The following is a 1,592-nucleotide window of genomic DNA, read 5'->3' on the forward strand; positions in this document are numbered from 1 at the left end:
GGCGAGCACCGCGAGCGGCAGCGGCTCGCCCGCGCGCGGCGCCCAGTCCGGTGCGGCGAGCCAGGCGAGCGGTTCGTCGAACAGCAGCGTGCCGTCGTCGCGCGGCGGGTCCTCGCCCGGCTCGTGCCGGACGATCGCCGCATCGAGCCGGCGTTCGTCGTATTGCGCGAGCAGGTTCGCGGACATGCCCAGATGCATTTCGAGCGACAGCCCCGGATCCTGCCGGTGCAGGCTCGTCAGCAGCGCCGGCAGGTCCGGCACCGCGACGTGTTCGCTGACGCCGAGCGACAGTCGGTGCGTGCCCGCCGAGATCGCGCCGAGCGCGGCGTCGTGCGCGTCGAGCAGCGCACGCGCGGCGGGCAGGAAGTTTTCGCCGTCGGCGGCGAGTTTGACGACGCGCGGCGTGCGCGCGAGCAGCGGCTTGCCGACGTGCGCCTCGAGCCGCTTCAGCTTCAGGCTGACTGCCGACTGCGTGATGCCGAGTGCGTCGGCGGCACGCGTGAAGCTCGCGAGATCGGCCACGAGCACGAACGCGCGGACGGCATCGAGATCGAGCACTTTCATTTCAGATGTAAATGGATGAAATATGTAGCGATGAATGTTCATTATAGATTCGTGCGTCTAACCTGACGTGGCGTTTTCGTTCTTCCACGTCACCGAAAGGAGCAGACCATGCCGTTCACCCGCATTGCAGTGCGCGAAGGAAAACCGGCCGCTTACCGTGCGGCGCTCGTCGACGGCGTGCATCGCGCGCTGATGCACACGTTCAACGTGCCGGAGGACGACATCTTCATGGTCGTCACCGAGCATTCGGCCGAGAACTTCGTGTTCGGCCGCCATTACCTCGATATCGAGCGCAGCGACGATCTGGTGATGATCCAGATCACCGCGAACAACACGCGCACGCTCGAGCAGAAAAAGGCGCTGTACCGGACGATCGCGGACAACCTGTCGCAGCAGCCGGGCGTGCGCCCGCAGGACGTGTTCATCAGTCTCGTCGAAGTGCTGAAGGAAGACTGGTCGTTCGGCAACGGCATCGCGCAATACATGGTTTGACGCGTGCCGGGCCACGGGGCCGGACCGCGGTCCGCGCGCCGACGTGCCGTGTACTATGGAAGCTGCTTCGCAGCCGACGCCGGCGCGCACCATGCGCCGGCGCCTCTTCATGTGCAGGAGCTTCCATGTCGCGCGTGCTGGAAATCGTGTTGTGTCTGTCGCTCGAAGGTTGGCCGGACCGGTCTGCGAGCCGCGCCCGCGGCGGGCAGCGCGACTTCGGCGCGGAGCTGGTGCGCGCATGGCGGATCTGTCCGCAGGTGCGGATGCGGCGCGGGCACGAGCGCGTGACGATCGAGCCGTGCCGGGTCGACGAGGCGGAGCCCGGTGCGGCCGGCAACTGGCGGACCTGGATCGAGTCGACCGCGCACGGACGGCGCGTCGTGGCATCGCGCACGCACGCGTTCGCGCCGGGCGTCACGCAGCGCGAGCTGTTCGACGCCGAGCATGCGGGGATCGCGGTCGCGATGCCGGAACGCGAGGCGGCGGCAGACGGCGAAGCCGCCGCACCGGCGCCCGACGCCGAAGCCGCGCCGGCC

The 1,592-nt window shown here is 68.6% G+C and carries 2 protein-coding genes and 1 pseudogene; 2 read left to right on the top strand and 1 reads right to left on the bottom strand.

All coding sequences use genetic code 11. From position 1 onward, the window contains the following. The coding region (locus BUB20358_RS27875) for a LysR family transcriptional regulator (protein WP_174905182.1) at window positions 1–564 on the bottom strand (564 nt) is incomplete at its 3' end. 108 nt (window positions 565–672) lie between these two features. On the opposite strand from BUB20358_RS27875, the gene BUB20358_RS27880 reads away from it, so the two are divergent. Continuing rightward, on the top strand, window positions 673–1,056 hold the full coding sequence (locus BUB20358_RS27880; protein WP_006765473.1) for a tautomerase family protein: 384 nt from the start codon (window positions 673–675) through the stop codon (window positions 1,054–1,056). A gap of 125 nt (window positions 1,057–1,181) precedes the next feature. Beyond that, window positions 1,182–1,592 (top strand): annotated as a pseudogene (locus BUB20358_RS27885) (CHAD domain-containing protein); the annotation flags it as partial.

It is taken from the genome of Burkholderia dolosa (genome assembly GCF_902499135.1).
GTDB classification, from domain to species: Bacteria; Pseudomonadota; Gammaproteobacteria; order Burkholderiales; family Burkholderiaceae; genus Burkholderia; species Burkholderia dolosa.